The organism is Paraburkholderia haematera, assembly GCF_905220975.1.
Classification (GTDB): Bacteria; Pseudomonadota; Gammaproteobacteria; order Burkholderiales; family Burkholderiaceae; genus Paraburkholderia; species Paraburkholderia haematera.
The window spans coordinates 489,360-516,359 of sequence record NZ_CAJNBK010000002.1 but is presented as its reverse complement, the minus strand read 5'-3'; the positions used below and the strand labels follow the sequence as shown (position 1 = coordinate 516,359).

Sequence of the window (27,000 nt, the reverse complement as noted above, 5' to 3'; positions counted from 1 at the left end):
CGGTAAGATGGGCGCGGTCTGCTGTCCGCGGCGCCGTCAGGCAGCCGCGGCGGCGCTCTGCCAACCCTTCGCCTGCCTATGGAATTCGACCTGCTTCATGTCGGCCCGCTGGTCGCCCTCGCCCATATTCTCGGCGTGGTTGCGGCGTGCCACGCGATTCTGTACACCCGCACGTCGCAAGGCGCGATCGCATGGGCCGTGTCGCTGGTCGCCATGCCGTATCTGACGCTGGTGCCCTACCTGTTTCTCGGCCGCAGCAAATTCCAGGGTTACGCGGACGCTCGCCGCATCGAAAACGAATTGCTGCGCACACGCGCCCATCCTCGGGAATGGGATACGCGGGCCTCTTCCGCAGGACTGCCCACGCAGGAGCTGGGCGCCAGGCTTGTGCACTCGCTTACGCGCCTGAGTGGCATGCCGTTCCTGCCAGGCAATTCCGTGCGCACGCTCGTGAACGGAGCCGCGACTTTCGAAGCGATCTTCGAAGCGATCGAAGGCGCACGCAATTACGTGATCGTGCAGTTCTTCATCGTGCGCGACGACGCGCTCGGCGAAATGCTCAAAGACGCACTGATCGCGAAAGCGCAGCAAGGCGTGCGCGTCTACTTTCTGTACGACAGCATCGGCAGTTTCGATCTGCCCCACCGCTACGTGGCGGCGCTGCGCGCGGCCGGCGTGGAGACGCACCCGTTCGCCACCAATCGCCGCTTCGTCAATCGACTGCAGTTGAACTTCCGCAATCACCGCAAAATCGTCTCGGTGGACGGTGAGCGCGCGTTTGTCGGCGGACACAACGTCGGTGTCGAATATCTCGGCAGCAAGCCGCCGCTATCGCCGTGGCGCGATACGCATATCGAAGTGCGCGGCCCGGCCGTCGCCAGCATCCAGTTCGTGTTCACCGAAGACTGGCACTGGGCGACCCAGGAGTTGCCCGAGTTCGCCATGCCGGCCGCCGAGCCGGCCGACCAGGGCATGCACTGTCTCGTCGTGCCGAGCGGCCCGGCCGACAAGCAGGAGACCTGCTCGCTCTTCTTCGTGGAGGCGATCAACGCGGCTCGCGAGCGGATCTGGATCACGACGCCTTATCTTGTGCCCGACGAAGCCGTTTTCGCCGCGCTGCGACTGGCGGTGTTGCGCGGCGTGGATGTGCGCATTCTGATTCCGTGCCGGCGCGATCATCGTGTGGTGTTCGCCGCCTCGAAACTGTATGCATACGACTCGCTGCGCGCGGGCATCCGGATGTTCCGCTACCAGCCGGGTTTCCTGCATCAGAAGGTCGTGCTGATCGACAGCGTCGCGGCGGCAATCGGCAGCGCGAATCTCGACAACCGTTCGTTCCGCCTGAACTTCGAGATCATGGTGCTCACTGTGGACCGCGGCTTCGCCAAAGAGGTCGAAGCCATGCTGCTCAAGGACTTCGCGGAGTCGCTCGAAATCGACCGCACCGAGTATCGCAAAGCGGGCGCGCTGCGGCGCGTGCTGATGCACGTGGCGCGGTTGTTCTCGCCGATCCTGTAGCGGCAGCCGCGTCCCGGCCGCTGCCGACTTCGCGTGCCGCCTTGCTGCGTTGCTGCCTTGCTGCGTTGCTGCGTTTTACAGCAGCTTTTCGACGTCCTCGACAATCGCCTCGGGCTTGGTCAGCGGCGCATAGCGCTTCACCACTTTGCCGTCGCGGCCGATCAGGAACTTGGTGAAGTTCCATTTGATCGCTTCGAGGCCCAGCAAGCCTGGCGCCTCGCCCGTCAGAAAGCGGAACAGCGGATGCGCGTTGGCACCGTTCACGTCGATCTTGTCGAACATCGGAAAGGTCACGCCGTAGTTCTTTTCGCAGAAGCTGCCGATCTGCGCAGCGTCACCCGGTTCCTGCTTGCCGAACTGGTTGCACGGAAAACCGAGCACCGCGAGTCCGCGCGCAGCATAGGTGTCATAGACCTTTTGCAGGCCGGCATACTGCGGCGTGAACCCGCATTCGCTCGCCGTATTGACGATCAGCAAGACCTTGCCTTGATAGCGCTCGAGGCTCACTTCCTCGCCGCCGAGCGTACGTGCAGAAAACGAATAAATCGATGTCATGTGCTCTCCCCGTGAAAGCCGTCAGTCTATGCCAAAAGCCTCGCCGGTACAGTCGGCCGAATGGCCGATCCCGGCTGAGCGCCCGGTGTCAGCCCCGGCGGTCTAAAATAGCGTTTTTCTTCAGCCGGCCTCTTCGTGATCCGCTTTAACCAGTTCAGCCTTGCGCGCGGCACCAAGCCGCTCTTTGAAAACACCACGTTCACCCTCAACCCAGGCGAGAAGGCAGGCCTGGTGGGGGCGAACGGCGCGGGCAAGTCGACGCTGTTTGCCGTGCTGCTCGGCGAACTGCATGCGGACGGCGGCGATTTTTCGATCCCGCCGACCTGGCAGATCGCCCACGTCGCGCAGGAAACGCCCGCCGCGGACAAGACCGCCCTCGCCTACACGCTCGACGGCGACGCCGCCTTGCGCACCATCGAAGCACGCATCGCCGAAGCCTCGGCCGCGCATGACGGCGCCGCCGAAGGCGAAGCGCACGCCGCGTTCGCGGACGCCGACGGCTACACCGCGCCGGCCCGCGCCGAAGCTTTGCTGCTCGGCCTCGGCTTCACGCTCGAACAAACGCGCGAGCCGGTCAGCAGTTTCTCCGGCGGCTGGCGCATGCGACTGAATCTGGCGCAAGCGCTGATGTGCCGCTCCGACCTGCTGCTGCTCGACGAACCGACCAACCACCTGGATCTCGACGCGATCGTCTGGCTCGAAGACTGGCTGCACCGTTATCCGGGCACGCTGATCGTGATCTCGCACGACCGCGAATTTCTCGATTCCGTCTGCAACGTCACGCTGCATCTGGAATATCAGCAGATCAAGCGTTACGGCGGCAACTATTCGCAGTTCGAAATCCTGCGCGCGCAACAAATCGCGTTGCAGCAAAGTGCGTATGAGAAGCAGCAGCGCACGGTCGAGCATCTGCAGAGCTACATCAACCGGTTCAAGGCGCAGGCCACCAAGGCGCGTCAGGCGCAGAGCCGCGTGAAAGCGCTCGAGAAGATGGAAATGATCGCGCCGGCGCATGCGTCCTCGCCGTTCACGTTCGAATTCCGCACACCCGATTCCGCACCGAATCCGATGATGGTGATGGAAGACGTGCGCTGCGGCTATCACGGCGAAGACGGCGAAATTCCCATCGTCGACCATGTGATGCTGTCGATCCAGAACGGTCAGCGCATCGGCCTGCTTGGCGCGAACGGTCAGGGCAAATCGACGCTGATCAAAACGCTCGCCGGCACGCTCGAAGCCCTCGGCGGCCATGTGCGCGAAGGCAAGGGACTGCGCATCGGCTACTTCGCGCAGCATCAGCTTGAAACCCTGCGTCCGGACGATACCCCGCTTCAGCATCTGGCGCGTCTTGCGCCCGATACGCGCGAGCAGGAATTGCGCGACTTCCTCGGCAGTTTCAACTTTTCCGGCGAGATGGCGACGGCGAAAATCGCGCCCTTCTCGGGCGGCGAAAAAGCACGTCTGGCACTCGCACTGATTATCTGGCAAAAGCCGAATCTGCTGCTGCTCGACGAGCCGACCAATCACCTGGATCTCGAAACGCGTCATGCGCTGACTATGGCGCTCGCGCAATTCGAGGGCACGCTGATTCTGGTGTCGCACGACCGGCACCTGCTGCGCGCCACCACCGACGTATTCATGCTGGTCGCGAAGCACCGTCTGCAGGAGTTCGACGGCGATCTCGACGACTACCGCGACTGGCTGCTTCAACATGCCGCGGAACAACGTGTGGCGCTCAAGGCGGGCACGACGTCGAGCGGCGCGGATAGCGCGGACAATGGCGTCAATCGCAAGGAGCAACGCCGCCTCGAAGCGGAAACGCGCCAGAAGCTCGCGCACCTGAAAAAGCCGCTGCAAAGCCGCATCACGAAGATCGAAAAGGAAATGGACGCGCTCAACGCGGAAAAGGCGACGCTCGAAACGTTCGTCGTCGATCTGGCCAGTTACGAGCCCGGGCAGAAGAGCAAACTGACGGAGGCGATCCGCCGTCAGGCAGATGTGAACGCGCGCCTCGAAACGCTCGAAGCCGAATGGCTCGAGACTCATGAGGAACTCGAACAAATCGGCTAGCGGCAGGCTGTTCCCGAACCGCGCCGGCATCGATCGGAGGTAGTCCTTGTCACCCGTGAGCCCGTCCGCGTCCTCATCTGAGCCGTTACCTGAGTCCTTGTCTGCGTCCTCGTCTGCGTCCTCGTCTGCGTCCTCGTCTGCGTCTTCAGCCGCGCCATCAGTTGCGTCCTCGCCAGTGGCAGCGCCTGCTCCGCTGCAGGGCCTGCGTGTGCTGGACCTGACCCGGCTGCTGCCGGGTCCGGTTGCCGCTCTGCGACTTGCAGAACTCGGCGCCGACGTGCTGAAGATTGAGGCGCCCGGCGCGGGCGACCCCACCCGCACCATGATGCAGTCGTCGAGCGACCGCGTGGCAGGCCGCCCTGGCGCGTTTTACCGGCTGGTCAATCGCGGCAAGCGCGAAACGCGCCTCGACCTCAAATCGGAAGCGGGACGCAACGTGTTACGCGCACTCGCGGCCGAAGCGGATGTGCTGATCGAGAGTTTCCGGCCCGGCGTGATGGAACGCCTCGGTGTCGGTTACGAAACCCTGCGTGCGGTCAATCCCAGGCTGGTCTACTGCGCGATCAGTGGTTACGGTGCGAGCGGTCCGTTTGTCGACCATCCCGGTCACGATCTGAATTACATCAGCTACGCGGGCGTGCTCGATCAACTGGCGGGCCGCGACGGCGCGCCGATCCTGCCGAATTTCCAGATCGCCGACCTGCTCGGCGGCGCGTTAAGCGCCGTGACGCAAATTCTCGCCGCGTTGTGGCACGTGTCGCGCGGTGGCGCCGGCCGCTTCGTCGACGTATCCATGACGCATGCCACGCATGCGCACAATGTCGTCGCGCAAGTAACGCTCGCCAATGAGGGTGCCGCGCGGGCCGCCGGCGCCGGTCTGCTGAACGGCGGCGTGCCCTGCTACAACCTGTATCGGACGCTCGACAACCGCTGGCTCGCGGTCGGCGCGCTCGAACTCAAATTCTGGGAAACGCTGTGCATGGCGCTGGACCGCCCCGAATGGGCGACGCGTCACTGGAGCCTCGGCCAGGCGATCGGCGGCCCGGACGCCGCCGCGCTGACGCAGGAGTTGGCCGGCCTGATCGGCAAGCGTCCGCTGGAGGAATGGGTGTTGCTGCTGGAATCGCTAGACTGCTGCGTCTCGCCGGTGCTGACCCCGGCGGAAGCCGCGCGGCATCCGCTGTTCAACCTGCAACCGTACGCCGCGATGGGCGAAGACCAGAACGGAGACGAAGCTGGGGACTAAGCTGGAGACTAAGGTGGCCACACCAGTCACGCGCCACTGAAACGCGGCTAAGGTTGAGCAAAGGCCAAGCTCAGATTTGGCCAGACACGCTGCGGCGCGGTCTCATGCCCCCACCGCCCTGAAACCTCAGCGCCGCACCGCCGTCTGCCGCGGCAAAACCTGGCGCGGCGTTTTTTCGTCGTCGTACAGGAAATGCTTGCGGCCTTCCACGTGACGGCTGATTGTCGCGCGCACTTCGGCAGCCGTGACGTCTTCGGCCACCACCCGGCGCGAAATCTGCCCGGTCGTATCGATCCACTCGACAATCCGGCAAGCGCCGCCCCACGGCTGGCGAATGGGCTCGGAGACACGGCAGCCGCGCACCTGCATCGGCCGCTCGTGCGCGGTTTCATATGACTGTTTCAAGGCGCGATCCTTTTTCCGGCATCACAGGAGATGCAATACCTTCGCAGCTTAGGAAAAAGGAATGTCGGGTAGGTTACAGCCAATATGGAGATATTTACCGCGCATTACGGCGGCGACAGCGCCCACAGTCGCCGGAGCCCCGTCTATTCGAGCGTGCGGACCTGGTCGATGGCCTGCTCGATCCTTTCAACGGCAACAACCTGTAAGCCTTCAATCGGCTGTTTGGGTGCATTGGCCTTCGGAATGACAGCGACCGAAAAGCCCAGTTTGGCTGCTTCCTTGAGACGATCCTGACCGCGCGGCGATGGCCGGATTTCGCCGGCGAGGCCCACTTCGCCGAATACGACCAGCCCCTTGGGCAGCGGCTTGTTGCGCATTGAAGAATGAATCGCGAGCAGCACGGCCAGGTCGGCCGCGGGCTCGGTAATCTTCACGCCACCCACCGCGTTAAGGAACACGTCCTGGTCGAAACAGGCGATGCCGGCGTGCCGATGCAGCACCGCCAGCAGCATCGCCAGACGGTTCTGTTCCAGCCCCACTGCCAGGCGCCGTGGATTCGGCGCGTTGGCCGCGTCGACCAGCGCCTGCACTTCGACCAGCAGCGGCCGCGTGCCTTCCTGCGTCACCAGCACGCAGGACCCCGGCACGGACTGCTCGTGCTGCGACAAAAACAACGCCGACGGATTGGCGACACCGCGCAGGCCGCGCTCGGTCATCGCGAACACGCCGAGTTCGTTGACCGCGCCGAAGCGGTTCTTGATCGCGCGCACCAACCGGAACGACGAATGCGTGTCGCCCTCGAAGTACAGCACCGTATCGACGATGTGCTCCAGCACGCGCGGCCCGGCGAGCGCCCCTTCCTTGGTCACGTGGCCGACCATGATGATCGTGGTACCCGACTGTTTGGCGATGCGCGTCAATTGCGCCGCGCACTCGCGCACCTGCGCGACCGAACCGGGTGCGGAGGTCAGCGCGTCGGAATAAACGGTTTGAATCGAATCGATCACCGCGACGTCCGGCCGCTGCTCGGCGATCGTCGCCTGAATTTTCTCGAGCTGGATTTCCGCCAGCAGTTGCAGCTCGCTCGCCTTCGAGCCAGGCTCCAGCAACGAAAGTCGTTGCGCGCGCAACGCGATCTGCGCGGCCGACTCTTCGCCGCTGATATAAAGCGCGCGTTTGTCCGCGGCAATTTCCGCAAGCGACTGCAGCAGCAGCGTCGATTTGCCGATGCCTGGGTCCCCGCCGATCAGTACCACGCCACCCGGCACGAGACCGCCGCCCAGCACGCGGTCGAACTCGCTCACACCGGTCGAAAAGCGCGGCACGTCGGACGCATCGATATCGGCAAGACGCCGCACCGGTGCGCTCTTTGCGAGCGACTGGAAGCGATGCGTGGAGGGCGTCTCCGCGACCGACTCCACCAGCGTGTTCCACGCATTGCATGACGGGCACTGTCCGGCCCACTTCGGCGATTGGCCGCCGCATTCACTGCAGATGTACAACGTCTTCTGTTTAGCCACGCGCCCTTGCCTGTGTTGCTGTTCTTTGAATTCATACGCTCGCAGAGGCTCCTCATCGAGGAGCTCGCTTCGACCGTCATGGGGATCCCGCCGCGCAACAACCGCCATCGAGGCCGCCATCGAAGGTGCTCTCCCGGCCTGTCAGCGCCCCGCTTTACTCCGCACGCACTGGCACGCGCGGCGCCACTGCGCACATCAGCTCGTAGCCGATCGTGCCGCACGCCTGCGCGACGTCGTCGATCGGCAGCGATGTGCCCCACAGCTCGACTCGCGAGCCGACGTTGGCCGTCGGGATCGGCGTCAGGTCGACGGTCAGCATGTCCATCGACACCCGGCCGACAATCCGCGTACGCACGCCGTCGACGATCACCGGCGTGCCTTCCGGCGCGACCCGCGGATAACCGTCCGCGTAGCCGCAGGCCACCACGCCGATCCGCATCGACGCGCGCGCCTTGAACGCCGAACCATAGCCGACCGTATTGCCTTCGACGAGCGTCTGCACGGCGATCAGTTCGGAGGCAAGCGTCATGGCCGGTTGCAGGCCGGTGCCTGCGATCGCGGCCGTCACGCCCGAGGGCGACGCACCATACAGCATGATGCCCGGGCGCACCCAGTCGAAGTGCGCTGCGGGATGCCACAGCGTCGCCGCCGAATTCGAGAGGCTGCGCGCGCCGGCAATGCCTTGCGCGCCGCGCTCGAACGCTTCCATTTGATGGGTGACGCCGCGTTCGCCATCGGCATCCGAGAAATGGGTCATCAGCGTGATCTGGCCGACGCCCTGGCAGGCCCGCGCACGCTCCCACGCGGAGCGGAATTTTTCCACCGTGTAACCGAGGCGGTTCATGCCGGTGTTCATCTTCAACTGGATATTGACGGGCTTGGACAGGCGCGCCATCTCGAGCATGCGCAACTGTTCGTCCGAGTGCAGCGCCGTGGTCAGGCTGTAGCGGTCGATCACGTCGATATCGGTTGGACGGAAGAAGCCTTCGAGCAACAGAATCGGCCCGGCCCAGCCCAATTCACGCAGTTTCACGGCTTCTTCGAGGTCCAGCAGACCAAAACCGTCGGTTGCGCGCAAACCGGGAAAAGCGCGCGCGAGGCCGTGTCCGTATGCATTCGCCTTGACGACGGCCCAGATCTTGGATTTCGGTGCGTAACGCCGGGCGACGGCGAGATTATTGGCGAGTGCGGCAGTATGAATCGTGGCTGAGAGCGGGCGCGGCATAGGTAATTTTCGTAAAGACGCTTGCGAATCAGGAGCTTACAGGGCGTTTTCAGTGCTCGGCAGCCCGCTGGGCGGTGCGGTCAAGGATTTTGCTAGTCCGAATCCAGCTATTTTCGTGATATAAAGCCGTGCGCACAACCCATTTCGAACGGCATAAGCCCGGACGCTTTGCACACGGCCGGGGCGGATAGACCGCAGCGAGGACAGCATCGCATCAGATGAAAAAAGGTTTTTACACCATCATGGCCGCGCAGTTTTTTTCGTCGCTGGCCGACAATGCGCTTCTGATCGCTGCTATCGCACTGCTGAAAGATCTCCACGCCCCGAACTGGATGACGCCGCTGCTCAAGCTGTTCTTTGTGCTGTCGTACGTCGTTCTGGCCGCCTTCGTGGGCGCCTTTGCCGACTCCCGTCCGAAAGGGCGCGTGATGTTCGTCACCAACACCATCAAGGTAGTCGGCTGCGTCACGATGCTGGTCGGCGCGCACCCGTTGATCGCCTATGGCATCGTGGGTTTCGGCGCGGCGGCCTACTCGCCCGCCAAGTATGGCATTCTTACCGAACTGCTGCCGCCTGACCGGCTGGTCGCGGCGAACGGCTGGATCGAAGGCACCACGGTCGGCTCGATCATTCTCGGCACCGTGCTAGGCGGCGCGCTCATCAGCCCGCATATCGCCGCCCCGATCCTCAGGCATCACATCCCCACGGTCAACACGCCCGCTGAAGCGGCGATGCTGGTGATCATGGCAATTTACGTGATCGCCGCGCTGTTCAATCTGCGCATTCCCGACACCGGCGCGCGCTATCCGAAACAGGAACGCGGCCCGATCAAGCTGATCACCGATTTCGCCGACTGCTTTCTCGTGCTGTGGCGTGACAAGCTCGGCCAGATCTCGCTCGCCGTCACCACGCTTTTTTGGGGTGCCGGCGCGACACTGCAATTCATCGTGCTGAAATGGGCCGAAGTGTCGCTGAACATGTCGCTGTCGGAAGCCGCGATTCTGCAGGCGGTGGTCGCAGTGGGCGTAGCGGCCGGCGCGATTTTCGCGGCCTCGCGCGTGCCATTGAAGAAATCGCTGTCGGTGCTTCCGGTGGGCATCATGATGGGTATCGCCGTGATGCTGATGGCCTTTTACACACGCGATCTGTTCCCCACGCATTGGGGTCTGTATTTTGGCCGTGTGCATGTGCCGGGCTATCTGATCGTCGCGTATATTTTCCTGATGATCGTGGGCGGCCTGTCGGGCTTTTTCGTCGTGCCGATGAATGCGCTGCTCCAGCATCGCGGCCACGTGCTGCTGTCGGCGGGTCACTCGATCGCCGTGCAGAACTTCAACGAAAATCTCTCGGTGCTCGTGATGCTGTGCCTGTACGCCGTGCTGGTCTGGCTCGACGTGCCGGTCTCGGCGGTGATCGTGCTATTCGGCACCTTCGTCTGCCTGATGATGTGGCTCGTGATGCGGCGCCACCAGGCGAACCAACGTGCGTTCGACTCGGTCGCGCTGATCGGCGAAGCCAAGCACTGACCCGCGGCGGGCACCGCACTTACTGCCGGCGCTGCCCGCGCCTTCCCCCTTTCCTCGCGTTGCCATGACTCAACCCATTCCCAATGTGCTGACGATCGCCGGTTCCGATTCCGGCGGCGGCGCCGGCATTCAGGCCGATCTGAAGGCTTTCTCGGCGCTCGGCGCCTACGGCGCGAGCGTGATCACCGCGCTCACCGCGCAGAACACGCGCGGCGTCACGGCGATTCATACGCCTGAGCCGGCCTTCATTACCGCGCAACTCGATGCCGTGTTCGACGATATCCGTATCGATGCCGTGAAGATCGGCATGCTGGCAAATGCGCAGATCGCGCGCGCGGTCGCCGAGGCGCTGCGGCGGCACAAGCCGAAGCACATCGTGCTCGACACGGTGATGATCTCGAAGAGCAATCACGCGCTGCTGCTGCCCGATGCGGTTGCGGCCGTACGTGACGAACTGCTGCCGCTCGCCGATCTGCTGACGCCCAATCTGCCGGAGGCTGCAGCCCTGCTAGGCGTAGAAGCCGCCACCGACGAAGCCGGCATGGTCGAACAAGGCGAAGCGCTGCGTGCGCTTGGCGCACGGGCGGTGCTGATGAAGGGTGGCCATTTGAGCGCGGCGGACAGTCCCGACTGGCTCGTCCAGGATAGCGGCACGCTACGCCTCGGCGGCCCGCGCGTGCCGGTGAAGAATACGCATGGGACGGGCTGCACGCTGTCGTCGGCGATCGCGGCACTGATTCCGCAGCGCGCCGATCTGGCGAGCGCGGTCGCCGACGCCAAGCTGTATCTGACCGGCGCGTTGCAGGCGAGCGATCGGCTCGACGTCGGCAGCGGCGTTGGGCCGGTGCATCATTTTTACCGGTGGTGGTGAGAGACACAGGCGCCTCGGCATCGCCACGGTCCTGGCCGCTGCGTTGCACGGCTCCACGCCGCTATTGCTTGCGCCCGCGCGATTGTTCGCGCGATTGCCGCGCGTAGGCCTGCGCCAGCTCAGGCCATTCGTTGGGCACGATAAAGCCACGCGAACGTTCGATACGGTTACCTGCGCTGTCATCGACGAACGCCGCGACCATCGTCGGTCCGTGCTGATGTGAGGTTTGCGCGGCGAGCGTTCGGGCATCGACAAAAGCGAATCCCGCGCCTTCCGACTCACCTGGTGTGCCCACGGCACCCGCGTCACCTACTGCACCACCTACTGCACCTACTGCACTCGCGGCACCTGGCTCGTGTCGTCGCGGTGCAAGCCATTCCAGCCGTGGCAGCGCGCGCCAGGTCTGCGCATGCGCGGCGGCAAAATCCGGCCAGTCGTCGCGCGTGACCCACCAGCCCCGTCCGTGCGACGGATCGAGTTCGACAGGATCGGCGGGCGTTTCGCCCGCGCGGTAGAACAGCCAGCCCTTGATGAACATCTGCGGCGTCCACGGCCCTGCATAGCCGACCGATGCGAACTCTTCACGCGCGCTCAACGGCAGTTGATGATTCAGCACATGCGCGAGCTTCAGATCAAAGCGGTCCTTCAGATTCGGGCCGACGTAATCGGCTAGTCCTGCCACCGACTGTGCCACCGACCGTGCGGCCGGCTGTGCGCGGCTTTCGCCCGCATGCAGATAGCACTTCACCGCCAACTCCCAATGCAGGCGCGCGCCCTGCTGCGTCTGCACCAGAAAATCGCATTCGCCGAGCGTCACGCCCGCGCGCCGCAACGGCACACCGGCCGCGACCAGCCGCGCCGCAGGTCCATCTTGCAGGAACCATCCGAGCAGGCGTTCAGCGTAACGGCCAAGACGGGTGATACGCGTCGCGGCGAGCTCACGCTGCAAGCCGGCCGGATCGGCTTCCAACGCGCGTAGCCAGTCGACTGTAGCCGCAGCTTCCTGCGGCGAGTCGAAAGGACGGGCGAGCGCGCCCACCGGTGGTTGCGCTCGCAACAAATCGGCGCTCAGCAGCAACCACGCAAGATCGCGCACTGCCGGTACGCGCAATGTATCGAGCAAGTTCCCGAGAGTCGCAGCGGATGGGTCGGGCGCGACGGCGCGGTGCGCCGCCGGCCCGCTTGCGTCCGTCACTTTGCCGCGCTGGGCGGCACGCCGCACGCCGCGAGCCACGTGTCACGCGCGAGGCACAGATCTGCCCAGGCCTTCGCCTTGTCGGGCAGGCTGCGCAGCAGATACGCCGGGTGATAGGTGACGATTACCGGCACCCCTTCATATTCGTGCACGCGGCCGCGCAGGGACGAAATGCTCGCCTCGGTCTTGAGCAGGCTCTGCGCGGCAAAGCGGCCCAGCGCGACGATCAGCTTCGGCTTGACCAGCGCGACCTGCCGTTGCAGATAAGGCTCGCACCGTGCGACTTCGTCCGCTTCGGGATTGCGGTTGCCAGGCGGGCGGCACTTGATCACGTTGGCGATATAGACGTTGCTGTCGCGCGCGAGCGTCAGTGAACGCAGCATATTGTCGAGCAGCTTGCCGGCCTGGCCGACGAACGGTTCGCCGAGGCGATCTTCGTTCTCGCCAGGTGCTTCGCCGATCAGCATCCAGTCGGCATTGCGATCGCCGACGCCGAATACCGTATTGGTACGCTTCTCGCACAGACGGCAGCGTCGGCAGGTGGCGACCTGCTCGCTCAACGCGTCCCAGTCGAGCGTCTGAATCGAGGCGGGCTCGGGCGCCTCGTGGCGCGCTTCAACGGGAGCGTGGGCCGGCTGATCGTCGAACCATGCGAAATCGTCGTCGGGCGGAGACTCGAACGCCGGTGGCTCGGGTGCGCGCGACTGGGACGACGGGTGCCGTGTGTCGGCAGGCGCTTGCATCCGCTCCTGCGACCGTTCCTGCGCGGGTGGCGGCGTGCGACGCTCGCCCTGCGCTGGCGCGGCATCGGCTTGCCGCGCTTCGCCCGCAGGCGCCGCGGGCCGCGGCGTGTCCGTCACGGACGCTACCTGCCGCCTATCCGGCGCTTGTGCAGCCGACGACGCGTCACACGCCGCCACACGCGGATCGTCGAGCCGCGCCGCCTGATCCGCTAACGCGCCGGCGTCCTGCCCGACCCCGGTTTCAACCGTGGTTTCCGACGCCGCCGACATGCCGCGCCGCACCCACAGCGGAGAAAGTCCAAACTCTTCCAGTACCGATTCATGCACGGCCATCTGCGCCCTCCATGGCAAACGAGAAACGCATCACGATGGCGTCCTCCCGGCTGCGATGCCGCGCCGGATAATAATTTTTGCGCCGGCCGATCGACGCAAAGCCGAAACGCTCATAAAGTCGGATAGCCCGATGATTCGACGGCCGCACTTCGAGCAGAAGGCCTTCGAGTTTTTCGGCGCGCGTAATGCGCACCGCTTCTCGCAACAGCGCGAGCCCCGCACCGGCGCCTTGCGCGGCGGGCGTCACGCACAAATTGAGCAGATGCATTTCATCAACCACCGGCATCAGCACGCAATAACCGATCAGCGTGCCCGTGACGTGACGCAGGCAGATGCCGAAATAGCCATTGCGCAGCGAATCGCCAAAATTGCCGCGGCTCCAGGGGAATTCGTAGGCGACCTTTTCAATGGCCGCGACCTCGTCCAGATCGGCTTCGGTCATCGGCGACATGTAGCGGTCCGCCAGCAACACGCCGCTCATTGCCGGCCCTCGCCTTGATGCGCGTCGTGCGCCAACCTCGCGGCCTGCTCGGCCTTGGCGGCTTTTTCGGCCATGCGCTCCGCCGTGGTCTGGGCGACCTTGTCGCGAATGTACTCCGGCGCGGCCTGGTCAGCGGCTACGGTGCGGCCGGCGCGAAACGCGCGCAGCGCCGCGTGCGCGAGCGGCACCGCATGCGGCAGCGCTTCGCTGTCGACGATCTGCGCAGCCGCGACGGCGGGCAGCCGCGCACCGAAGGCGGCAGCAGCATTACCGGCCAGCGTGAAGGGGACGTCAGGCAACACGAGCCGTTCCGGCGCGTCGAGCGACGCCGGCTGAAGCGTGCGCCATTCGCCAAGGGCCGGGTCCCATGCGTAGTCGGCCCAATAGATTTCGTCCATCCGGGCATCGAGCGCGGCGAGCACGCGGGTCGCCGACGGATCGCGCAGCCGTGCGCTTTCCGCGCAGGCCAGCAGCGTGCTGACCGGCACGACCGGCAGGTTCAAACCGAACGCGAGGCCTTGAGCGACGCCCGTCGCGGTGCGAAGACCGGTAAATGAACCGGGGCCTGAACCGAATGCGATCGCATGGCAGTCCGCTAGCGTAAGGCCCGCTTCGTCGAAAAGTTCGCGAATCGCGGGCAGCAGGCGCGTGCTGGAGACTGCGCCGGTTTGCTCGTGGCGCGCCCAGATTCTGGGTTCGGTGCGGCCTGGGTCCGCTGCCTGGCTCGCGGCGCCGCCAACGGCGGACAGGAGCGCTACCGAGCAGAATTCGGTCGAGGTATCGAGGGCAAGAAGCACAGTTTGAGTCATGGACCGTATTGTAATCGGCACGGCGCATGCAGATGCGGTTTTGGCTGTGCCCGCCCGGCGGGGATGGGTGTTTGGAATAAGCCCTCGGCCCTGCGGCAGCACGCAGTTGTTATGATCATCGGCCCAGCCAAAACCAACCCCGCCAGCCGGGCAAAACCACCATGACAGACATCAACGCGCAATTCGTCCAGGCCCAGGAAGATGCAAAGCAACTGCCCGAGCGTCCGGGCAACCTGACCCTTCTGCGCCTCTACGCCCTCTTCAAGCAGGGCACTGAGGGCGACGTCCACGGCGACAAGCCTGGCTTTACCGACATCGTCGGCAAGTACAAGTACGACGCATGGGCTGCGCTCAAAGGCACCGCGCAGGACGCGGCAAAGCAGCAATATGTCGAACTGATCGAAGGCCTCAAGAGCGGCACCGCAGCCTGAATCTGCCCGCGTGTCTGACCCCACGGCGAAATCCGCCGTCGGGACGGCATTCCGGGAACGCCGTCTCGGAATGGCCACGGCAAAGCAGGCCGCCTCGGCTGCTCCTTAGGGCGCTACATGGGGTACCACATAGGCAGACCCGTGGGGCAGCGCCTTAAGCCCATTCGCGCAGCCAAACGAAAGTTTTCCGCCAGGAAACTTCTTAATGGTGGCGCAGTGCAGCAAAACTCTATATAATGCGGCCTGCGCTTCACTGCTTTGCCCGGCTTTCCCCTAGCGGCCTTTGCGGCGCAGCGCCTCGTAGCGTTTAGCTCCAATCCAGTTTAGAACCTGTCCCCTCCTGCCTAGCCCCCTACGGGCGATCATGTCCCAGGCTGGCGGCACGCCGTGTTGGCATGTCGCATCCGATACAGCTTCTAACGAAAAGCTCGCCTTCATTGTCGCGAGCTGCCCCCGTTTTTCGATTTGCTCGCTGCTTCTTTGCTCGCTGAATCCGACGACTTGGGTATGCCGATTGGCGCCGACGTTTTAATTCCCTGTGTTTCAAGGATTCTCATGACTTCGAGCAATACCCCCAGCAGCCCGTTGAACGCCATCGCCGATCAAGCCCTCGGTCTTGCCGACGCACCCGCACAAGCCGCAGCCGTCGCTGCCGCTCCGGAAGCTGTCGTCGCAGAAGCCGCAGCGCCGACCGGCCCGTCGTTCGCGTCGCTCGGTCTCTCCGCGGATGTCGTCTCCGCGCTGACCGCCGCTGGTTATCAAAACCCGACTCCGGTTCAGCAACGCGCGATCCCCGCTGGCATCGCCGGCCGCGATCTGATGGTCTCGAGCCCGACCGGTTCGGGCAAGACCGCCGCGTTCATGCTGCCCGCCATCGAGCGTTTCTCGCAACTGCAAAAAGCACAAGCCAGCCAGCCGCGCGAGCCGCGTCCGGCGGACGGCGCCCGCACGCGCCGTCCGCAACCGGTTGCCCGTCCGACCATGCTGGTTCTGACGCCGACCCGCGAACTCGCGATGCAGGTCACCACCGCCGCTGCCACGTACGGCAAGCACCTCAAGCGTCTGCGCACCGTCAGCATTCTGGGCGGCGTCGCTTACGGTCAACAATTGATGCTGCTGGCAAAGAACCCGGAAATCCTGGTTGCTACGCCGGGCCGTCTGATCGACCACCTGGAACGCGGCCGTATTGATCTGTCGCAACTGCAGATCCTCGTGCTCGACGAAGCTGACCGCATGCTCGACATGGGCTTCATCGAAGACATCGAGACGATCGTTGCCGCTACGCCGGCCACGCGTCAAACCATGCTCTTCTCGGCCACGCTCGACGGCAAGATCAGTTCGTTGACCGGCCGCCTGCTGAAGGATCCGGAACGCATCGAGATCGTTCAACGCCTCGAACAACGCACCAACATCGCGCAAACCGTCCACTATGTGGACGACCGCGATCACAAGGATCGTCTGCTCGACCATCTGCTGCGCGACGAAGGCCTCGACCAGGCTATCGTCTTCACGGCAACCAAGATGGACGCTGACCAACTGGCTGGCCGTCTGGCCGACGCCGGTTTCGAATCGGCTGCCCTGCACGGCGATCTGCCGCAAGGCGCGCGTAATCGCACGATCAAGGCCCTGCGCGAGCGCCGTGTGCGCGTGCTGGTGGCAACGGACGTCGCCGCTCGCGGTATCGACATCCCGGGCATCACGCACGTGTTCAACTACGATCTGCCGAAGTTCGCTGAAGACTACGTGCACCGTATCGGCCGTACCGGCCGTGCTGGCCGCTCGGGTATCGCAGTGAGCCTCGTGCACCACGCGGAACAAGGCGCGCTGAAGCGCATCGAGCGTTTCGTGCGCACCCCGCTGCCGGTCAACGTCGTCGAAGGCTTCGAGCCGCGCAAGTCGGCTCCGTCGGGCGGTGGCCGTCCTGGCTTTGGCGGCCGTGGCCGTCCGGGCGGTGGCAATGGCGGTGGCCGTCGCTTCGGTAGCGGCAGCGGCGCAGGCAAGCCGGCCGGTAACGGCGGCGGTTCGCGCAGCGGTAGCGGTAGCGGCAATGGCGGCGGCTGGGCAGGTAAGTCGGCTGGTGGTGGTTCGCGTGAAGGCGGCTTCGGCGGCGGTTCGCGTGAAGGCTACGGCGGTTCGCGTGACGGCGGCTACGGCGCACGCCGCAACGACGGCCCGCGTACGGCGCGTCGCGGCAGCTAAGCAGCGACTCAACAGTCATCAGGCAAACGCTATTTACGTGGCTCGTTCAGTACGTAAGGCGGCCTGAAAAGACCCGGACGGCTTCACGCTGTCCGTCAGTCGAAAGAAACCGGTGCTCAGGCGCCGGTTTTTTTTCGCCCGTACTTTAGCGATCATCGATATTTCACGATGTGAAAAATTTTTTTGCGTCGTAAAAAATCGTGCTGCACGGCACAACACACTCTATTGCAACATGGAAAAAGGCGTTTCTTAATGTGAAATGTGATACATAACCATTTGATTTTTAAACACAATTAATATTCGAAAAACGCTCCTTCGCGACTATTGCGCCGCCATCGATTTGCCTAGACTCTTATACAAGACTTCACGAAACGAAACGCCTAAAAGGGCCAGCCGCTTCGACAAGGACCGCAAGTTTCTTGCATAGGACCAGAGTAAGTGCTTGGCACCAACTCCGGTCGACAGAGTCACCCATCCATTACATGGCAACCAAGGAGCACACCATGTCGCGCGAACAACAAGCCAAGCAACTCCAACAGCAATGGGAAACCGATCCGCGCTGGAAAGGCGTGAAGCGCACGTACACCGCTGAAGACGTCATCCGTCTGCGCGGTTCGCTGCAAGTGGAGCACACGCTTGCCAAGCGCGGCGCGGAAAAGCTGTGGGAAAGCGTCAACAACGAGCCGTTCGTGAACTCGCTCGGCGCGCTGACGGGCAACCAGGCGATGCAACAGGTCAAAGCTGGCCTGAAGGCCATCTATCTGTCGGGCTGGCAAGTGGCGGGCGACGCGAACGTGGCCGGTGAAATGTACCCGGACCAGTCGCTGTATCCGGCGAACTCGGTGCCGCTCGTCGTGAAGCGCATCAACAATACGCTGACGCGCGCTGACCAGATCCAATGGTCGGAAGGCAAGAATCCGGGCGATGAAGGTTATATCGACTACTTCGCACCGATCGTGGCCGACGCGGAAGCCGGTTTCGGTGGCGTGCTGAACGCATTCGAACTGATGAAAGCGATGATCGAAGCCGGCGCCGCAGGCGTGCACTTCGAAGACCAGCTTGCTTCGGTGAAGAAGTGTGGCCACATGGGCGGCAAGGTGCTCGTGCCGACCCGCGAAAACATCGCGAAGCTGACTGCCGCGCGTCTGGCCGCCGACGTCTCGGGCGCGCCGACTGTGCTACTGGCTCGTACCGACGCCGAAGCCGCCGACCTGATCACCTCGGATGTGGATGACAACGACAAGCCGTTCCTGACGGGCGAACGCACGGTGGAAGGTTTCTATCGCACGAAGCCGGGTCTGGAACAGGCGATCTCGCGTGGCCTCGCCTACGCACCGTACGCCGACATGATCTGGTGCGAAACCGGCAAGCCGGACCTCGAGTTCGCGAAGAAATTCGCTGACGCGATCCACAAGGAATTCCCGGATCAACTGCTGTCGTACAACTGCTCGCCTTCGTTCAACTGGAAGAAGAACCTGGACGACGCAACCATCGCCAAGTTCCAGCGCGAACTCGGCGCAATGGGCTACAAGTTCCAGTTCATCACGCTGGCCGGCTTCCACGCGCTGAACTACTCGATGTTCAACCTGGCGCACGGCTATGCCCGCAACCAGATGACCGCGTTCGTCGAAATGCAGCAGGCCGAATTTGCGGCGGCCGAAAAGGGCTTCACCGCGGTCAAGCACCAGCGCGAAGTCGGCACCGGCTACTTCGACGCCGTGACGCAAACGGTCGAGCGCGACGCATCGACGACCGCCCTGCACGGTTCGACGGAAGACGAACAGTTCTTCGACAAGAAGGTCGCTTAAGTAACCCGAGGTCTGATCGCGGGAAAGGCAAGGCAGACGAAAAAGCGGCCCCGCTAGAGGGCCGCCGTCAGGGAGGAGCAAGCCATCAGGGCAGGCGCACACCGGTTGCCCTGATGGCTCGAATCTGGGAGGGCGGATGCAGCGCAGACAAAGCCAGCACAATGCATTGTGCGGCGAACATGGGACGCGCCGGCCTCATCGCCGGCGCGTTTTTTTGCTATGCCGTGCCTGTTTGCGACGCTAATCGCCGGTAGGCGCCTCAGCGGTACACGATCACTGGAATCTTCGTATGGGTCAGGACTCGCTGCGTCTCGCTGCCGATCAGCAGGCTGCCAAGACCGCGCCGCCCATGCGAAGCCATGAAAATCACGTCGCAGCCGCCCTGCTCCGCGGCTTCGATGATGCCGAGATATGGCGCCGGATGCACGCTGGTGCGGCTGTCGAACGCGACGCCGACACGACGCGCGGCCAGTTCCACTTCTCTTAGGTGCACGTGCGCTTCGCGCTCGCTGCGCTGCAGAAACTCGACCGGCGGCTCGATGACCACGTCGGAGAACGGCGAGTACGGATATTGCGGCAGACACGCGTAGGCGGTGACGCGAGCGCCGACGGCCTGCGCGAGGTCAATGGCGCCGTCGATTGCCTTGCGTGACAGGTCTGAACCATCGGTCGGAACCAGGATGTGCCTGAACATGATGCCCTCCGTCGCCGGCTGTGCGCAGCGCGGCGTCAGCGTTCCACGAGGCTCGGCGTAAAGCCGCTCCAATCGATTGTAGTTCGCAGAAATGCGGTGAAAGCCATCGTGCGGGTCTGTCCGCATATCGGAAACCCGCTGCACGGCGATTGTGCAAGGCGGTATTGCGCGGGGGGCAGGGGCGACGGACGTCAGTCGTACCTGAGCTGCACCTGAGCTGCACCCGAGTTGCATCTGAGCCGCGCCTCAGCCTGCATCAGTTCCAGTAATCAGGATGGCCGTACGTATGCTTGAGAAAGTCCAGAAACAGCCGAACCCGCAGCGGCAAATGCCGGCGCTGCGGAAAAACCGCATGGATGCCGATCGGGGGCGCGGCGAACTCATCGAGCACGCTAACCAGCCGGCCCGCCGCGATATCCGTGCCGACCTCCCACCACGAGCGCCATGCGAGCCCATAGCCCTCGAGGCACCACTCGTGCAGCACGGCACCGTCCGAACATTCCATGGTGCCGGACACTTTGATCGACACGACCTTGTCGCCCTGCTGGAACATCCAGCCGCGCTGCTGATTGGCGCTCGCGCCGAGCGCAAGGCAGTTGTGGTGCGCGAGATCGGCCAGCGTGTGCGGCGATCCACGCCGGTTCAGATAGGAGGGCGAGGCCACGCACACGCGGCGGTTCTCCCCGAGCTTGAGCGACACCAGCGACGAATCCGGCAGTTCGCCGAGCCGCACCGCACAGTCGAACCCCTCGTTGACGAGATCGACCAGCCGGTCGGACAGGTCGAGCGTAATGGACACGTCCGGATGCGCAACGGTGAACGCGGGCACCAAGGGCGCAACATGCCTGCGTCCAAACCCGGCCGGCGCCGACAGCCGCAAATGGCCGCTCGCCTTCACGCCCCCTGCCGACACGCTGGCCTCGGCATTCTGCATGTCGTGGATGACGCGCTGGCAATCCTCGAGAAACGCCGAGCCTTCAAAGGTCAACGTGATCTTGCGCGTGGTGCGCACCAGCAATTTGACGCCGAGGCGCTCTTCGAGCGCATCGATGCGGCGGCCGATGATGGCGGGCGCGACGCCTTCGGCGAGCGCGGCGGCGGACAGGCTGCCCTTGGCCGCAACGGCAACGAAAGTCTCGATCTGCTTGAAACGGTCCATGGGGAGCGGAGCCGCACATGCGCGGGAAAGTGGTCGGTGCGCGTCAGATTAGGTGCATGAAAGTAAAAGATCAAGTGATCTTTAGCCTCTTTTTTAGCGTGGATCATCACTAATACAATCCACCCTGACCTCTGATAGGAGTGCACGGCAATGTCGGCCACAACGACACCTTTCCCTAAAGCAGTGATTTTCGACGCGTACGGCACGCTTTTCGACGTGCATTCGGTGATCGCTGCCGCAGAGCAGATGTTCCCCGGCCACGGCGATGCGCTCTCTCAGTTGTGGCGCCAAAAACAGATCGAATACACGCAACTGCGCACGCTGGCCGATCCGGCCGGCGCACCCGGCGCGCATTACCGGCCGTTCTGGGACATCACGCTCGACGCCTTGCGCTTCGCCGCCAAGAAACTGCATCTCACGCTGGGCCGCGCGGCAGAGAAGCGTCTGATGGACGAATACGCGTGCCTGTCCGCTTTTCCCGATGCCGTGCCCGCGCTGCGCCAGTTGCGCGACGCGCCTTCGGCGTCGTCCGGGTCCACCTCTGCGCCCGCGGGCGGCAAAGCCGTGGCAGGGACAGCAGCAAGGGCAAGGCCCGGTCTCGCGATCCTCTCGAACGGCAATCCGCAGATGCTCGACATCGCCGTGAAAAGCGCCGGCATGACAGGCCTGTTCGACCATGTTCTATCCGTCGACACGGTACGCGCCTACAAACCCTCGCCAGCAGCCTACTCGCTCGGCACACAAGCCTTCGATGCAGAACCGCGCGAAATCGTCTTCGTGTCGTCGAACGGCTGGGACGTGGCAGGCGCGAGCTGGTTTGGCTTCAAGACTTTCTGGCTTAACCGGCAAAACGCACCAGCCGAAGAACTGGGCGTCACGCCGCATGGCGCGGGTGGAGGCATGAACGATCTGCTCGTTTTTTTGAAGTCCCTTGCGTCGCCCGACCGCAATAGCGGCACTGGCAGCACCGGCAATCCCGGCGGCAGCCGTACGCGCCACAGCCCTGGCGCATAACAGCTCCCCCCTGGATCCCACGACGCAATTTAACCGCACCTCAACATTTGCACCTTTGCAATCTGACCGACCAAGGAGAAACCATGGCGAATCCGCTGTCATCGCAATCATCGCTGCAGCTGCCTCAGGGCATGGAAATCACGGCTGAGATCAAGCTGGGCTACGAAGCGATCCTCACCCGCGAAGCACTCGAGCTCGTCGCCGCGCTGCATCGCACGTTCGAACCGCGCCGTCAGGCGCTACTGCAGGCACGTGTCGAGCGCACCAAGCGGCTCGATGCCGGCGAGCGCCCCGATTTTCTCGCCGAAACGAAGAACGTGCGCGAAGGCGACTGGAAGATCGCGCCGCTGCCGCAAGATCTGCAATGCCGCCGCGTGGAAATTACCGGACCGGTCGAGCGCAAGATGATCATCAACGCGCTGAATTCGGGCGCGGATTCGTACATGACCGACTTCGAAGATTCGAATGCGCCGAGCTGGGATAACCAGATTACCGGCCACATCAATCTGAAAGACGCGGTGCGCCGTACGATTTCGCTCGAACAGAACGGCAAGTCGTACACGCTGAACGACAAGGTCGCCACGCTGATCGTGCGGCCGCGCGGCTGGCATCTGGACGAAAAGCATGTGACAGTGGACGGCAAGCGCGTCTCGGGCGGCATCTTCGATTTCGCGCTCTTCATGGTTCACAACGCCAAGGAGCAGGTCGCGCGCGGCACGGCGCCCTACTTCTATCTGCCGAAGATGGAGAGCCATTTGGAAGCGCGGTTGTGGAACGAGATTTTCCTCGCCGCACAGGAAGCCGTCGGCGTGCCGCGCGGCACGATCCGCGCGACCGTGCTGATCGAAACGATCGTCGCCGCGTTCGAAATGGACGAAATCCTGTACGAGCTGCGCGAACATAGCTCGGGTCTGAATGCCGGCCGCTGGGATTACATCTTCTCGGCAATCAAGAAGTTCAAGAGCGACCGCGACTTCTGTCTCGCCGACCGCTCGCAGATCACCATGACCTCGCCGTTCATGCGTGCGTACGCGCTGCTGCTGCTGAAGACCTGCCATCGCCGCAACGCGCCGGCGATCGGCGGCATGAGCGCGCTGATTCCGATCAAGAACGATCCGGCGGCGAACGAAAAGGCCATGGGCGGTGTGCGCTCGGACAAGGCACGCGATGCCGGCGACGGTTACGACGGCGGCTGGGTCGCCCATCCGGGTCTCGTGCCGATCGCGATGGAAGAATTCGTCAAGGTGCTCGGCGACAAGCCGAATCAGATCGGCAAGCAACGCGAAGACGTGCTCGTCACGGCCTCCGACCTGATGGACTTCCGCCCGGAAGCGCCGATCACCGAAGGCGGTCTGCGCAACAACATCAACGTCGGCATTCACTACCTGGGTTCGTGGCTCGCTGGCAATGGTTGCGTGCCGATTCACAATCTGATGGAAGACGCCGCCACCGCGGAAATCTCGCGCTCGCAGGTGTGGCAGTGGATTCGCTCGCCGAAGGGCAAGCTCGAAGACGGCCGCAAGGTCACGGCCGAACTGGTGCGCGAGTTGTCGGCGCAAGAGCTCGACAAGGTGAAGCAGGCAGTCGGCGGCGATACGAAGCCGTATGATCGCGCTGCACAAATTTTCGACGAGATGTCGACGTCGGAGCAATTCACCGACTTCCTGACGCTGCCGCTCTACGAAGAAATCTGAGGCACTTGCACTGCCTCATTCATCAGCAATAACGACGTCGTACCGGGCCCGCTTTCACCAGCCACACAAGATGAAAGAGCGGCCCGGGTCGCAAGGCTGACCGACCGGACGGCCCGACAGGCGCATGCCTGCCGGGCCGTTTTTTTATGCGCTCGCGACGGTCGAGTGATGCGTTCATGGTGCTTCCGCCGTGGACTCGTGGTGCGCTCGCCTTGGGACAGTTATCGACCTCTCAGCGCGTGCTGCGATACTCGACCCAATCGCCCGACCTGATTTCCGGGAGCCCCTTCACCGCGTTGGGCGTGACGGGATAGAAGCGGCAGTTCACAACGTTACCGTCTACTTTCACCATCACTTCTCGCGCGAGGAAACGATCTTCGACGCCGGGATACACCGCTTCGATTTCGTCGAGCACCGTAATCAGTTCATCGTCGATTTCGTAGACGTCGCCTGTGACGTCCACGCCCGCTTCGTCGACCACCAGGCCCGGATATAAGCCGAAGTCGAATAGATGGCCGCGCACCGTGGCCGTGCCGAGCAGATTCGGCGCGCCAATGTCGTTGCGGGCCGCAGCCTCTCTGAGGTCGTTCACTTCACCGGCACGCAACGTGCCGTATACGAAAACAGTCTGCATCGTCGTTTGCTCTCCTTGATGATGGGTCCGGCTTGCCCCGGCTGTTGCCGGGGGTTCAGTTCAGCGGCGCGCTCGCCACCAGCACGCCGTCGATATCCGCATAGATCCATTCGCCCGGACGTACGATTGCGCCCGGCAATTGCACCGGCACGCCGCGCTCACCCGTGCCAAGCTTCTGGCCACGCCGCGGGCAGGTCGCCAACGCCGCGACGCCGACATTGATTTCATTGAGCTCCAGCGTATCGCGCACGCAGCCGTTCAGCACGATGCCCGCCCAGCCGTTCTGCTCGGCGATTTGCGCGAGATTGCCGCCTACCAGCGCACAACGCAGGCTGCCACCGCCATCAACCACCAGCACTCGGCCCGCGCCCTTCTCCTCGAGCGTAGCGCGCACGAGCGCGTTGTCTTCGAACACCTTTAGCGTGACCGCCTCACCGCTGAAACACTCGGCGCGACTGAAGAGATGAAAGACCGGCTCGAGTACACGCAGCGTGCCCAGCGCCAGTTGGTCCTCGTGTGCATCGCACAAGTCTGCGGTTGCAAAGCTCATGGGGGTCTCCTCGGTGTCGGTGTAATCGGGACATTATGCAACGTTGATTCCGATGTAACACCTACAATGAGAAACCCGCGGTGGTTTTGGGTCCGCACCGTCGGGTCCGCGTTCCCGAGGTCCACGCCTGAAGGCGCCGTGTTTAAGCGCCTCATGCTCATGGGTCCCGTGTTTCCACGCGCTGCGTTTTTGGGTTTCATCCATTGGATCGATCTTCAACATGAATTCGTCCGCTGACTCAGACCCGTCGAGCGAGACCCGCTTCGTCGACATCCCGCCCGAATTCCAGCCGACGCAATCGCACCCGATTCGCGTGCGCTCGCGGCCGATACCGTCGGGCTGGCGTATCGCGCGGCACACGCATGCGTGGGCCCAGGTGGCCTATGCGTCGCGCGGCGTGCTGCGAGTCGCGACGACCGGCACGACGTGGATGGTGCCGCCGTCCCGGGCGATCTGGGTGCCGCCGCACGTGACACACGAAGTGGTCGCCGTCGAAGATGCATTTCTACGCACGCTCTACATTACCGAAAGCACCGTCCCGGCAGGACTGGATACGCCGCGCGTGGTCGAGGTGTCGGATCTGCTGCGCGAAGTCATCGCCGCGCTCGATACGCCGGGCATCTCATCGACGCGCGAACAATTGCTGGGCGCGCTTGCGCTCGACGAATTGACGCGCTCGGAGCCGCTACCGCTGTCCGTGCCGATGCCCAACGAGAAGCGTTTGCGCGCGTTGTGCGAGGCCGTGATCGCGGACCCGACGCACGGCGATTCGCTCGAGCAATGGGCATCGAGCGTCGGTGCGAGTACGCGCACGATTGCGCGGCTGTTTCGTCAGGAGTTGGGCGTGAGCTTTTCGCAATGGCGTCAGCAGGCCATTCTCGCGCGCGCCATTCCGCTATTGAGTCAGGGGCGGCCGCTTTCACATGTCGCGCAAGAACTGGGTTATCAAAGTCAGAGTGCGTTCTCGGCGATGTTCCGGCGGGCTTTCGGCGAAAGTCCGCGTGCGTTCATCGAGCGCGGCTCTGAACATCGTGTGGAGAACGGGGATCGGAGTGATACAGAGGCGGACGAAGAGACCGCCCAAAAGTGACAGCGCAAGGGCCTGAAGGCTGAAGCGTAACCGCTAGCCGCAGCGTGTCAGACGCGCCGTGCCAGATGGCGAATCGCCCCTAGCTGGGCCAGACGCGGCCCGGTCAGCTTGTACCCCTTGCGCTGATATAGCCGCGCGGCAGGATTGTCGACGAACACGCGCAGCTGCAATTCGTGCAACCCGCGCTCGCGCGCCCACTGATGCGACATGTCGAGCAGATACGTGCCGGCGCCAAGCCGCCGATGCCCTTCGGCAATCTGCACGTCGCGGATATGCAGCGAATCGCCTTCCTGGGTGATGCGTAGCACGCCGATCGGCTCGCCGTCCACTTCGAGAATGAAATTTTCCGACTCGCGCCAGCTGCCGAGAAACAGATCGCCACGCCAGACCAGATGATGCCGGCGATAGTAGCCGCCCATGTTGTTGCGAGTCAGCGCCTCGGCGAACTCGAAATCGTCCATGCTGGCGCGGCGCAGATGAAACGGTGACGGAGCTTCGGTTGGATCGAACATGGTGGAACGGCGAAGATGGGTCGGGTCAACGGTAAAACAGGCCGCGCGCGCTGGCAATGGCTGTTTGTCCCGAGCATACCCGGACGCTACCCAGGCGGACCGGCTGCGGAAATAAAAAAAGCCCACTTCTTTCGAAGTGGGCTTCTTAAAATCTGGCGGAGCGGACGGGACTCGAACCCGCGACCCCCGGCGTGACAGGCCGGTATTCTAACCAACTGAACTACCGCTCCAGATTTTTGCAACGCGGCTTGTGAGCTCTGCTCATTCGCCAACTGCACCGCTCATGCTACTAACTCATCGTGCTCACTGAGCGACGCCGATGTTCTGGCGTCCCCTAGGGGATTCGAACCCCTGTACTCACCGTGAAAGGGTGATGTCCTAGGCCTCTAGACGAAGGGGACAACGTACTGCTTACACCTTTAATGAAAAAGCCCGTTCAGGTTTGTATGAACGGGCTTTGTCTGGCGGAGTGGACGGGACTCGAACCCGCGACCCCCGGCGTGACAGGCCGGTATTCTAACCAACTGAACTACCACTCCAGTTTGCCTATCATGACTTGCGAGCGTTGGTTTTTTCTCTGCAAGCTGCGCTGCTTTATGACTTTCAAGCGACGCTGATATTTGGCGTCCCCTAGGGGATTCGAACCCCTGTACTCACCGTGAAAGGGTGATGTCCTAGGCCTCTAGACGAAGGGGACATAATCTTTTCAGATCTGTCT

General features: G+C 63.4%; 24 protein-coding genes and 4 tRNA genes. 11 read left to right on the top strand and 17 right to left on the bottom strand.

Annotation, left to right across the window (positions count from 1 at the left end; translation table 11 throughout):
• Window positions 1-78: 78 nt before the first annotated feature.
• Window positions 79-1,518: a cardiolipin synthase gene (gene cls, locus KHO23_RS06775; protein ID WP_211610247.1), complete on the top strand. Its 1,440-nt coding sequence runs from the start codon at window positions 79-81 to the stop codon at window positions 1,516-1,518.
• Between the two features lie 75 nt (window positions 1,519-1,593).
• Here cls and KHO23_RS06770 read toward each other — a convergent pair whose 3' ends face one another.
• The gene (locus KHO23_RS06770; protein ID WP_211610246.1) at window positions 1,594-2,073 is read right to left on the bottom strand and encodes a glutathione peroxidase; all 480 of its coding nucleotides are present in this window, start codon (window positions 2,071-2,073) and stop codon (window positions 1,594-1,596) included.
• Between the two features lie 135 nt (window positions 2,074-2,208).
• Between KHO23_RS06770 and KHO23_RS06765 the strand changes: the two genes are divergently transcribed.
• A complete protein-coding gene (locus tag KHO23_RS06765) occupies window positions 2,209-4,143 on the top strand; it encodes an ATP-binding cassette domain-containing protein (RefSeq protein WP_211610245.1) in 1,935 nt (644 codons plus the stop codon).
• Window positions 4,144-4,336: 193 nt separating this feature from the next.
• Window positions 4,337-5,389 carry a CaiB/BaiF CoA transferase family protein gene (locus KHO23_RS06760; RefSeq protein WP_211610355.1) on the top strand — a complete coding sequence of 351 codons (1,053 nt, stop codon included), beginning with the start codon at window positions 4,337-4,339 and terminating at the stop codon, window positions 5,387-5,389.
• A gap of 126 nt (window positions 5,390-5,515) precedes the next feature.
• On the opposite strand, the gene KHO23_RS06755 is transcribed toward KHO23_RS06760, so the two are convergent.
• From KHO23_RS06755 to alr, 3 genes are all read right to left on the bottom strand, one after another.
• Window positions 5,516-5,794: a DUF2866 domain-containing protein gene (locus KHO23_RS06755; RefSeq protein ID WP_211610244.1), complete on the bottom strand. Its 279-nt coding sequence runs from the start codon at window positions 5,792-5,794 to the stop codon at window positions 5,516-5,518.
• Between the two features lie 143 nt (window positions 5,795-5,937).
• Window positions 5,938-7,314, bottom strand: coding sequence for a DNA repair protein RadA (gene radA, locus KHO23_RS06750; protein ID WP_211610243.1), 1,377 nt, complete (start codon window positions 7,312-7,314; stop codon window positions 5,938-5,940).
• A 154-nt stretch (window positions 7,315-7,468) separates the two neighbouring features.
• The gene (gene alr / locus KHO23_RS06745; RefSeq protein WP_211610242.1) at window positions 7,469-8,539 is read right to left on the bottom strand and encodes an alanine racemase; all 1,071 of its coding nucleotides are present in this window, start codon (window positions 8,537-8,539) and stop codon (window positions 7,469-7,471) included.
• Window positions 8,540-8,757: 218 nt separating this feature from the next.
• On the opposite strand from alr, the gene lplT reads away from it, so the two are divergent.
• Both lplT and thiD read left to right on the top strand, forming a co-directional pair.
• A complete protein-coding gene (gene lplT / locus KHO23_RS06740) occupies window positions 8,758-10,065 on the top strand; it encodes a lysophospholipid transporter LplT (RefSeq protein WP_211610241.1) in 1,308 nt (435 codons plus the stop codon).
• Window positions 10,066-10,129: 64 nt separating this feature from the next.
• Window positions 10,130-10,936, top strand: a complete 807-nt coding sequence (gene thiD, locus KHO23_RS06735) for a bifunctional hydroxymethylpyrimidine kinase/phosphomethylpyrimidine kinase (RefSeq protein WP_211610240.1) — start codon at window positions 10,130-10,132, stop codon at window positions 10,934-10,936.
• A 61-nt stretch (window positions 10,937-10,997) separates the two neighbouring features.
• On the opposite strand, the gene KHO23_RS06730 is transcribed toward thiD, so the two are convergent.
• From KHO23_RS06730 to tsaB, 4 genes are read right to left on the bottom strand one after another with little or no spacing between them, the layout of a single operon-like run.
• On the bottom strand, window positions 10,998-12,131 hold the full coding sequence (locus tag KHO23_RS06730; RefSeq protein ID WP_211610239.1) for a DUF1853 family protein: 1,134 nt from the start codon (window positions 12,129-12,131) through the stop codon (window positions 10,998-11,000).
• The gene (locus tag KHO23_RS06725) at window positions 12,128-13,207 is read right to left on the bottom strand and encodes a uracil-DNA glycosylase (RefSeq protein WP_211610238.1); all 1,080 of its coding nucleotides are present in this window, start codon (window positions 13,205-13,207) and stop codon (window positions 12,128-12,130) included. Before KHO23_RS06725 ends, KHO23_RS06730 begins: the two co-directional genes overlap by 4 nt.
• Entirely contained in the window at window positions 13,194-13,688 is a 495-nt protein-coding gene (rimI, locus tag KHO23_RS06720) for a ribosomal protein S18-alanine N-acetyltransferase (RefSeq protein WP_211610237.1), read from the bottom strand. The genes KHO23_RS06725 and rimI overlap by 14 nt, the downstream gene beginning before the upstream one ends.
• A complete protein-coding gene (tsaB, locus tag KHO23_RS06715; protein ID WP_211610236.1) occupies window positions 13,685-14,497 on the bottom strand; it encodes a tRNA (adenosine(37)-N6)-threonylcarbamoyltransferase complex dimerization subunit type 1 TsaB in 813 nt (270 codons plus the stop codon). The genes rimI and tsaB overlap by 4 nt, the downstream gene beginning before the upstream one ends.
• A gap of 161 nt (window positions 14,498-14,658) precedes the next feature.
• Between tsaB and KHO23_RS06710 the strand changes: the two genes are divergently transcribed.
• From KHO23_RS06710 to aceA, 3 genes are all read left to right on the top strand, one after another.
• Complete coding sequence (locus KHO23_RS06710; RefSeq protein ID WP_211610235.1) at window positions 14,659-14,928, top strand: acyl-CoA-binding protein; 270 nt, start codon at window positions 14,659-14,661, stop codon at window positions 14,926-14,928.
• Window positions 14,929-15,483: 555 nt separating this feature from the next.
• The gene (locus KHO23_RS06705) at window positions 15,484-17,127 is read left to right on the top strand and encodes a DEAD/DEAH box helicase (protein WP_211610234.1); all 1,644 of its coding nucleotides are present in this window, start codon (window positions 15,484-15,486) and stop codon (window positions 17,125-17,127) included.
• A gap of 503 nt (window positions 17,128-17,630) precedes the next feature.
• Window positions 17,631-18,935 carry an isocitrate lyase gene (gene aceA, locus KHO23_RS06700; RefSeq protein WP_074283070.1) on the top strand — a complete coding sequence of 435 codons (1,305 nt, stop codon included), beginning with the start codon at window positions 17,631-17,633 and terminating at the stop codon, window positions 18,933-18,935.
• Between the two features lie 259 nt (window positions 18,936-19,194).
• Here the strand turns inward: aceA and KHO23_RS06695 are convergent, their stop codons facing one another.
• Both KHO23_RS06695 and KHO23_RS06690 read right to left on the bottom strand, forming a co-directional pair.
• Window positions 19,195-19,629: a universal stress protein gene (locus KHO23_RS06695; RefSeq protein ID WP_063496563.1), complete on the bottom strand. Its 435-nt coding sequence runs from the start codon at window positions 19,627-19,629 to the stop codon at window positions 19,195-19,197.
• Between the two features lie 256 nt (window positions 19,630-19,885).
• A complete protein-coding gene (locus tag KHO23_RS06690; RefSeq protein WP_211610233.1) occupies window positions 19,886-20,788 on the bottom strand; it encodes a LysR family transcriptional regulator in 903 nt (300 codons plus the stop codon).
• Between the two features lie 150 nt (window positions 20,789-20,938).
• Here KHO23_RS06690 and KHO23_RS06685 point away from each other — a divergent pair, with 150 nt between their 5' ends.
• Window positions 20,939-21,802 (top strand): (S)-2-haloacid dehalogenase, encoded by an 864-nt coding sequence (locus KHO23_RS06685; protein ID WP_211610232.1) that lies wholly within the window; start codon window positions 20,939-20,941, stop codon window positions 21,800-21,802.
• 83 nt (window positions 21,803-21,885) lie between these two features.
• Window positions 21,886-23,496, top strand: coding sequence for a malate synthase A (gene aceB, locus KHO23_RS06680; protein ID WP_211610231.1), 1,611 nt, complete (start codon window positions 21,886-21,888; stop codon window positions 23,494-23,496).
• Between the two features lie 232 nt (window positions 23,497-23,728).
• On the opposite strand, the gene KHO23_RS06675 is transcribed toward aceB, so the two are convergent.
• Complete coding sequence (locus KHO23_RS06675; RefSeq protein ID WP_211610230.1) at window positions 23,729-24,130, bottom strand: gamma-glutamylcyclotransferase family protein; 402 nt, start codon at window positions 24,128-24,130, stop codon at window positions 23,729-23,731.
• A 55-nt stretch (window positions 24,131-24,185) separates the two neighbouring features.
• Complete coding sequence (rraA, locus tag KHO23_RS06670) at window positions 24,186-24,680, bottom strand: ribonuclease E activity regulator RraA (RefSeq protein WP_211610229.1); 495 nt, start codon at window positions 24,678-24,680, stop codon at window positions 24,186-24,188.
• A gap of 220 nt (window positions 24,681-24,900) precedes the next feature.
• Between rraA and KHO23_RS06665 the strand changes: the two genes are divergently transcribed.
• Window positions 24,901-25,770, top strand: a complete 870-nt coding sequence (locus KHO23_RS06665; RefSeq protein WP_211610228.1) for an AraC family transcriptional regulator — start codon at window positions 24,901-24,903, stop codon at window positions 25,768-25,770.
• Window positions 25,771-25,817: 47 nt separating this feature from the next.
• Here KHO23_RS06665 and KHO23_RS06660 read toward each other — a convergent pair whose 3' ends face one another.
• The 5 genes from KHO23_RS06660 to KHO23_RS06640 all read right to left on the bottom strand — a co-directional run bounded on the left by KHO23_RS06660 (window position 25,818) and on the right by KHO23_RS06640 (window position 26,979).
• On the bottom strand, window positions 25,818-26,282 hold the full coding sequence (locus KHO23_RS06660; protein ID WP_172172694.1) for a GNAT family N-acetyltransferase: 465 nt from the start codon (window positions 26,280-26,282) through the stop codon (window positions 25,818-25,820).
• Window positions 26,283-26,435: 153 nt separating this feature from the next.
• A tRNA-Asp gene (locus tag KHO23_RS06655) sits at window positions 26,436-26,512 on the bottom strand.
• A gap of 95 nt (window positions 26,513-26,607) precedes the next feature.
• Window positions 26,608-26,683 (bottom strand) — tRNA-Glu (locus tag KHO23_RS06650).
• Between the two features lie 61 nt (window positions 26,684-26,744).
• A tRNA-Asp gene (locus KHO23_RS06645) sits at window positions 26,745-26,821 on the bottom strand.
• An 82-nt stretch (window positions 26,822-26,903) separates the two neighbouring features.
• A tRNA-Glu gene (locus tag KHO23_RS06640) sits at window positions 26,904-26,979 on the bottom strand.
• Between the last annotated feature and the right edge of the window lie 21 nt (window positions 26,980-27,000).

Bases quoted from the DNA above. Each gene is read 5' to 3' on its own strand.
- cls (WP_211610247.1), top strand. From the start codon at position 79: ATGGAATTCGACCTGCTTCATGTCGGCCCGCTGGTCGCCCTCGCCCAT.
- KHO23_RS06770 (WP_211610246.1), bottom strand. From the start codon at position 2,073: ATGACATCGATTTATTCGTTTTCTGCACGTACGCTCGGCGGCGAGGAA.
- alr (WP_211610242.1), bottom strand. From the start codon at position 8,539: ATGCCGCGCCCGCTCTCAGCCACGATTCATACTGCCGCACTCGCCAAT.
- lplT (WP_211610241.1), top strand. From the start codon at position 8,758: ATGAAAAAAGGTTTTTACACCATCATGGCCGCGCAGTTTTTTTCGTCG.
- thiD (WP_211610240.1), top strand. From the start codon at position 10,130: ATGACTCAACCCATTCCCAATGTGCTGACGATCGCCGGTTCCGATTCC.
- KHO23_RS06725 (WP_211610238.1), bottom strand. From the start codon at position 13,207: ATGGCCGTGCATGAATCGGTACTGGAAGAGTTTGGACTTTCTCCGCTG.
- rimI (WP_211610237.1), bottom strand. From the start codon at position 13,688: ATGAGCGGCGTGTTGCTGGCGGACCGCTACATGTCGCCGATGACCGAA.
- tsaB (WP_211610236.1), bottom strand. From the start codon at position 14,497: ATGACTCAAACTGTGCTTCTTGCCCTCGATACCTCGACCGAATTCTGC.
- KHO23_RS06710 (WP_211610235.1), top strand. From the start codon at position 14,659: ATGACAGACATCAACGCGCAATTCGTCCAGGCCCAGGAAGATGCAAAG.
- KHO23_RS06705 (WP_211610234.1), top strand. From the start codon at position 15,484: ATGACTTCGAGCAATACCCCCAGCAGCCCGTTGAACGCCATCGCCGAT.
- aceA (WP_074283070.1), top strand. From the start codon at position 17,631: ATGTCGCGCGAACAACAAGCCAAGCAACTCCAACAGCAATGGGAAACC.
- KHO23_RS06695 (WP_063496563.1), bottom strand. From the start codon at position 19,629: ATGTTCAGGCACATCCTGGTTCCGACCGATGGTTCAGACCTGTCACGC.
- KHO23_RS06690 (WP_211610233.1), bottom strand. From the start codon at position 20,788: ATGGACCGTTTCAAGCAGATCGAGACTTTCGTTGCCGTTGCGGCCAAG.
- KHO23_RS06685 (WP_211610232.1), top strand. From the start codon at position 20,939: ATGTCGGCCACAACGACACCTTTCCCTAAAGCAGTGATTTTCGACGCG.
- aceB (WP_211610231.1), top strand. From the start codon at position 21,886: ATGGCGAATCCGCTGTCATCGCAATCATCGCTGCAGCTGCCTCAGGGC.
- KHO23_RS06675 (WP_211610230.1), bottom strand. From the start codon at position 24,130: ATGCAGACTGTTTTCGTATACGGCACGTTGCGTGCCGGTGAAGTGAAC.
- rraA (WP_211610229.1), bottom strand. From the start codon at position 24,680: ATGAGCTTTGCAACCGCAGACTTGTGCGATGCACACGAGGACCAACTG.
- KHO23_RS06665 (WP_211610228.1), top strand. From the start codon at position 24,901: ATGAATTCGTCCGCTGACTCAGACCCGTCGAGCGAGACCCGCTTCGTC.
- KHO23_RS06660 (WP_172172694.1), bottom strand. From the start codon at position 26,282: ATGTTCGATCCAACCGAAGCTCCGTCACCGTTTCATCTGCGCCGCGCC.